Here is a 6,720-nt window from a genome sequence, read left to right on the forward strand (position 1 = left end):
ACAAAATGGGGAATTTTTTAGCTGCAGCAGAGTAGGACTTGAATAGGCCCTCTGCCGTTTCTTTGTAAGCCCAGGGATTTTGCCACAAGCACACCTGGCTTTAAATTTTCAGGAGCAACTCTGACCGCATGGCCTCCGGTAAGACCAGAACATAATAGGTCACCAGGCTGTACAGGATAAGATTGGGCTTCTACATTCGCAAGTACCACTCCTGCAATTGCAACTAGCCATTGTCCTTCCGCTTGAGGTTTATCTCCCAATACCAATGCTGCAGATTTTACTGCGACGCCTACTATATTCGTAGCGTTTGGTTGTCTGGATTTATGAAGTTTACCATCTTCTCCCATTGCAAGAAGATCTCCTTCCGCAATCACATCGGAAGACTGGACAGGAAAAAATTTAGCGATACAATCAGTACCTTTTCCGGTTTGGAGATACACCGTCCCAAGGAAATCAGAATCACCTTCTGCCAAGATCGCTTTACCTGAACCTGTTTCGTTCAGGCTCGGAATCCCTTTGCCACTCGCATAAACCGCGTGCCCGGATCTAGAATGGAACCATCCACCAAATCCTCTTTTGGCCAGACCTAAAATACCTGCAGAATCTTTTTCTCCGGAAGCGCTATCACCTCTGACCCCGAATTTTTCTCCAAAGCCTAGGATACCGGAGAATCTACCGGAACCTACAATACCTGCGCCTTTTTCGCTCTCATTTCTTGCATATGCAAGTCCTGCATTTTCAGGAGGAGGGGAGATATTTGCGTAAGGAGCTTCTACGGAACCCTTTAATCTTAAATATCCAGTGTGAGAACTGAAATCATGCTCTTTAGGAGCGTAATCATGAGTGTGCGGAAGAGGCAGCCTTGCATCGGATAATCTAGGATCGTCAGAAGAAACCACATGACCAGGGATGGATTTTCCTTTAGGTGCAACAGTTACTATACCGGGATATTCAGTACTAGCGTTACGCAGTCTTTCATCATCGCCTTGTACAACTGCACCTTCTTTTGCTTCACCGGAACGAGCCAACTTCACAATCCCATAAGATTGAGGTGTGGAAATTTTTAATCTCTTATCATTTCCTTGGACTGCTGCATCTGCAGACTCTTCTCCATTGGAAGCAAATCTTAAAATACCTGTATTTTCCGTAGTAGCATGTCTCAGCCTAGGATCATCGGAAGTAACTACTTTCCCAGGACTTGCATCACCAGGAGGGGCCAATTGGACCAAACCGAATTTTTGATTAGTCGCATGTTTTAAACGATCATCATTTCCCTGAACAACAGTGCCTTCCTTGGTCTCACCATTCTCCGCAAGTTCCACAATGCCAAAACTTTGGGTAGAAGAAGGTTTTAAACGATCATCGTTCCCTTGCACGACTCTATCTGCCCGATTTTCGCCGTTCGCAGCCAAACGCACCAGACCGTAAGAAGCCTCGGTAGAATGTTTCAATCTTCTGTCGTTACCTTGAACAACAACGCCTTCCTTATCTTCTCCATCAGAAGCAAGCTCTACGATACCTTTATACTCGGTGGAACCATCTCTCAACCTTCTGTCATTTGCCTGAACTGCGGCACCTTCAGAAGTTTCTCCGTCAATTGCAAGTCTCACAAGCCCGGACCTAAGAACAGTTGCGTAAGGTAAAGGTTCTGCGGTAGGTTTATGAGTGAGCTCGCTCAAGTATGGAGCTGCGTATAATTCTACTTCTACAATGCTTGTGGAATATTTTTCTTTGTTTTGGATTTTACGAGGGCGGGAAACGAATTTCAAAAAGCGAATATTCGTAGGTAAAAATCTCCACTGGTACCAAGTTCCCAATTCGGATAAGAATTGGTTCTCTTCCAAAAGTTGATTCCAGGTCAGATCATCTTCGCTATAATATACTGTAAAAGTTTCAGGGAAAGGTAAATGACCATCCTTCGGCGTAAGAACTCTCAACTCATTCACTCTACTGATAGAGCCAAGATCCATCAGGAAAAATTCTTCCTTAGGTTGATTTGATTCCACAGAAGACCAGCCATAATCAGGTCTTTCATCGATTAGATTTTCTTTTACCCAGAATCTGTCCTTTTCGGAACTCACTTCTAATTTAGTGACTCCCGAAATCCCAACTTCCAAAGCGCCGATAGAAACTTTGAATTTGGCTCCTTCTTTTTCAGAAACCTTACTGACCAATTTTAGAAAATTAGCGCGGACCAAGGAGAAGTTCCATTGTCCCACTTTTTTATTCAATCTTCTGAAACCGGTTTCTTGCAGGATCGGTTCCCAAACTTTTCCATCCAAAGAAATTTCGAATTTAAAAGAGTCGGGGAAGAATGTGCCGGATTGTTCCGACTGATGTAATTTGATCTGATTAAAACTAGAGCCTGGATTTAAAATTAAGGTCAAGACTCCGACACCAGGATGGTCCAACTGCTCGGAATAAGAACGAAGTCCTCCTTCCTTAAATTCGAACGTACCTTTGGTTTTAATTTCGTTTACTTTAACTTGTCGAGGATGGCTGATCCGGATGGATTCTTCATTCATAAGAGCTTTAACGTGGTCCTTTTAAACATGTACCCGGTTTTCTTCGGCTTTTGCAGAAAATATAACCAGTATCGAGGGGTGGATTTTGTCTGTGAAGTACTTTGTAATGATCATCCTTAGTGTCTCGGGAAGTGGGTCCTTCACTAAAAGAGTCTTCCCATCCGGTTCCACTTGAATTTTCTCAAGTACTTCCACGCTGCTTCTAGAAAGATTCCCTTTACACCATTCTAGAAATCCAATCCAAGAAGCTTCTTTTCCTGAAGAATGTCCCGGGCCCTGAGACTGGATAGGGGAGGCATGCTCAAAATTCGGCCGTTTATTTCCGGACAGATTTTTGCAAATTCCTCTTATATAATGTAAATTATCTCCTAGTCCTTGTGCCTTCGCAATTTCCATTGCCTCGGACAGGATACCGTCTCCGTAACGTTCTCTTAAAGAATCTAAACTCAACTCTTTCTTTTCTAAACTAGGTTTTTGGTTTTGGGTATTATGGATGGTTATATTTATATTGTTTGGGTTTCCAGTTTGACCCCCCTCCGGGCTACCTGCCAACACCCCTGGGGCCGATCCCAGTCCCCCTCCGGGGTTTCCAAAAATAACCCCCTGAGGTGGAATTCTGGAACCGGGGTAGTTGAAACAAAAATAGTAAGTGGAATTTTTATGCCCGGTCCCAGGAACAAATTGAAGGAGGCCTGCTCTTACTAGGTCTTTCTTTCCTTCATTGATGGATTTTTTCGTTTTTAAGCCAGTGAGTCGGATCAAACTTTCATTACTAGGCCAGACCGGCTTAAAGGTCTGGTCACTAAATTTAAGCAGGACGAGATAAAGAGTCTTCGCGGCTGGGGATAAAGTGGCCCAAACCCCGGAATCAATGATATCCGAGAGGAATTTTATATATGGAAAATGCTCGCCCATACCTTGGATCCTCTTTTGCCCCGGAGGCAAAAAAATTAATTTTAAGCAAAAAGGTTCGAAGGTAGTTGACATTTATCCGACATAAGGTTACTTATGTCTCATCCAACAACATTCCTTCGGGAAGGTCCGGCCCCTGGGCAAACCAGGGGAGTTTTTTTATCTCAGACCGACGGCAATGTTTCTTCCTTCTCTCTTCCGGGTTGGGAGAAAGTACTACATTTCCGTTTAGAATATTATGTCACATATTGGGGCTTTTTTCAGCTCCGTCAACTCATTCCCGATTTTTTCAGCCCAAGTCCCATAAAATCTTTTGCTAAGTACATGTTTGTACTATTTCATTTCGTTTAACAATATTCGTTAACGGATTTCTATGAAGGGATCGGATCTTATTTTCCGAATTTTTTAGAAATTTCTTTCTTAACGAACTTGTGGAGTTCTGAAAGAAAATCTTCGTCTTCGGTGGAGATGATGACGCTTGTGCCTTTTTTTACGATCTTATAAGGGGAGGGTGAAACTGCCGGTTTTTCGGATCCAACTTTGGTTCCAATTTGTCCGGGAGAGAATAATCCACCTTCTTCTGCTCGGTTAAAAGTTTTTGCGTCTTTTACGGTTTTCAATTCGCCTGAATTGAATTTTTCAAGAAAATCTTTTAAGGTACCTTTTTTGGCTGCAGAGGCAGCTTGTACTAAAAGGTTTTTGGATTCTATTCCAGCGTCTTTGCAGACCTTTAGATCTTCTTTGGAAAGAGAGGAAATTCCCAAAAGTTCGGTCATATAACTTCTACTTTTCCCGAACAGGTTCCCAAGTTCCAGGTCAGTATAAGAGAAGGAAGTTTTGAGATGGGTCATCGCTTCTATCTCTTCATAAGGAGATAAATTTTCTCTTTGTAAATTTTCAATAATTGCTAGCCGGAAAGTTTCCTTCGCGTCCTTATCTAAAATTTTACATTCTACTTCCGGCCATTTGAGAAGACTAGCCGCATGGTATCTTCTTTCTCCGGCAATAATTGTATAAAATTCCTCATCCGCTTTTTTGGTAACTAGGATAGGTTGAAGGAGTCCGTCCTTGTCCAAACTCTGGGCAAGTTCTTCTACACCTTTTTTTCTCTCTTGTCTGGGCTGGCTTTCGGAAGGGCGGATCTTATCCAGGCGGATCTTGCGAATCGTACCTTCTAATTTTTCCGCCTGGAAAACGTCTGCAAGAGAGCCTAGTCTTTTACTTTTTGAGCTCATTCAAAAATTCCTCAATGAAGCCTTCGTATTCCTGGGCCTGGCGGCTAGATTTATTGTATTCATAGACTGATTTTCTTGCCAGGTGAGATTCACCCACAGCGACTCCGTCAGAAATACTATTATCAAAAATCCTAAAATATTTAGTAAGAACCGGGATGATCGTTTTAGTGAGAAGTGTCTGGGGTTTTAGCTGAGTGACCAGCGCCCCCATGATTTCCAAACTAGGGTTAATCCTTTTTTTAATACTAGTAATTGTTTGTTGGAGTCCTAAAATTCCATCCACGGAAAATTTTTCCGCCTGGAGAGGAATGATCACATAGTTGGAAGCAACAAGAGCATTGATGGTAAAAATAGAAAGGCTAGGCGGACAATCGATTACGCAAAAATCAATTTCCTTTTCCAGATCAGCAAGAGCGTCTCTTAGGATATAAGGCGCGTCCACAATTGCGGCAATTGTTTCGGCCTCTGCAAGGGTCAGTCGAGAAGGAGCAATATTTAAATTTTCCACCTCGGTCTTAACCATAACTTCTCTAATCTTCGCTTTGGATTGGAAAATATTATGCATGGATTTTTCTAACCCTTCCGGATTCAGGAAAATCCCTGTAGAATTTGCCTGAGGATCGATATCGATCAGCAGAGTTTTTTTACCTCTTCTGGCGAGACCCCAAGCTAAATTCAGAGAGGTAGTGGTTTTACCTTCTCCTCCCTTTTGGTTTGCGATAGATACTACAATCATTCTGTTCCCTTGTATCTCAATTGTCGGATGTCCGACATCCCGTCCTTACATCTACCCTCAGAAATCGAGAGAATAAAGGGGGAATTTAAACAAAAATAAAAATTAAAAAGTCAACTTCGGGACCGAAGCCAACACTATATTTCCATGTAAGAAGAAGGGGAGAAGCATTCAAACTAATTCTTAAATTTTCTAAAAATTGCAGAAAAATCGGACCCGAATGTCGGATGTCCGACATTCGAAAGAAAGTCCAGGTACATGGTTGACACCATGCTTAATTTTAAACATTTTCCCTTCTATGCTATCCGCTCCGGAAGAATTTATATGGGGGAATCCAAATCCTAAAGAACTTAGGATATTGCTACCTCTTGCATTTCCGGAATGTTTAAGATTAATCGATGGTTTGGCCGGATTGGCCACTTTAGTTTCCGAATCAGATCCTTCTTCCTTGGAAGAAGCGGGTTCTTGGGGATATGGAGAAGATGGATTCTTCTATCCTTTTTTAACCAAGGGTTCTCAGATTCGGAGCCGTTTAGAAGGAAGTAAATCTCCATTCTTTTTGCCTAGATCAGAAGAAGTGGAATTGTTTCGAAATGATTCCCTGGGATGTTTATTATCCCCGGTGTTGCTGGATGGAAGAATGTTCGGGTTCTTTCTGATAGAACTTCCAAACCAAGCGGAAGAAAAACAAATTTTACTCTTACATTTAATCTGCCAAAAGGTGGCCCGGCTTTTGAAAAAAGAATCGGAACCTTCTGCAGTTTATAAACTCTCAGAGGACCTGAGTCCGGATCCATTGGGGGAGCTGATTTTCAGATTAGGACATGGGAAAAATTCCCAGTTAGAAAAATTCAAGGAATCTGGAAGCATTTGTATTTCGGGCCCTGCTTCTTCCGGGAAAAAAACCTTAGCAAAATGGATCCAAAAAAGGGAGTTTCCCGGCAGGCCAATTTTAACGGTTTCGATCCTTCCGGAGCAGGCATCCAAATTAGAAAAGGCCTTAATCGATTGGGAAAAAATGGCCGAGTCTGGGACTTTAATTTTAGAAAATTCGGAGAATTATTCTTTGGCCCAACAAAGAATCTTGTTCGAATATTCTCAGAGAAAGTCCGGAAAATCCCGTCTTATTTTTTTAGAAAACTCAGGCAAAAAATCAATAGAAGAGTTTTTATATTTTCGTTCTCTTTTGGCCGAAAATAAGTTAGAATTACCTGCCTGGAAAGATTGGGCAAAATCGGATAAAATTGCTGCGGTCCGGCCGATTTTCCAAGAGGTCTGCGAATTACATGGCCGCCCTGACTTGGCACTTTCTGAA

The 6,720-nt window shown here is 42.2% G+C and carries 5 protein-coding genes; 1 reads left to right on the forward strand and 4 read right to left on the reverse strand.

Going from position 1 to position 6,720, the window contains the following annotated elements; genetic code table 11:
• Positions 1 to 17 precede the first annotated feature (17 nt).
• The 4 genes from CH377_RS11100 to CH377_RS11125 form a co-directional block, all read right to left on the reverse strand.
• Positions 18 to 2,525, reverse strand: coding sequence for a discoidin domain-containing protein (locus tag CH377_RS11100; RefSeq protein ID WP_100723855.1), 2,508 nt, complete (start codon positions 2,523 to 2,525; stop codon positions 18 to 20).
• Positions 2,526 to 2,546: 21 nt separating this feature from the next.
• Positions 2,547 to 3,440, reverse strand: coding sequence for a helix-turn-helix domain-containing protein (locus CH377_RS11105; protein WP_100723879.1), 894 nt, complete (start codon positions 3,438 to 3,440; stop codon positions 2,547 to 2,549).
• A gap of 386 nt (positions 3,441 to 3,826) precedes the next feature.
• On the reverse strand, positions 3,827 to 4,672 hold the full coding sequence (locus CH377_RS11120; protein ID WP_100723857.1) for a ParB/RepB/Spo0J family partition protein: 846 nt from the start codon (positions 4,670 to 4,672) through the stop codon (positions 3,827 to 3,829).
• Positions 4,656 to 5,408: a ParA family protein gene (locus CH377_RS11125; RefSeq protein WP_100723858.1), complete on the reverse strand. Its 753-nt coding sequence runs from the start codon at positions 5,406 to 5,408 to the stop codon at positions 4,656 to 4,658. The genes CH377_RS11120 and CH377_RS11125 overlap by 17 nt, the downstream gene beginning before the upstream one ends.
• Positions 5,409 to 5,703: 295 nt before the next feature.
• On the opposite strand from CH377_RS11125, the gene CH377_RS11130 reads away from it, so the two are divergent.
• The coding region (locus CH377_RS11130) for a transcriptional regulator (protein WP_100723880.1) at positions 5,704 to 6,720 on the forward strand (1,017 nt) is incomplete at its 3' end.

Source organism: Leptospira haakeii (genome assembly GCF_002812045.1).
GTDB lineage: Bacteria > Spirochaetota > Leptospiria > Leptospirales > Leptospiraceae > Leptospira_B > Leptospira_B haakeii.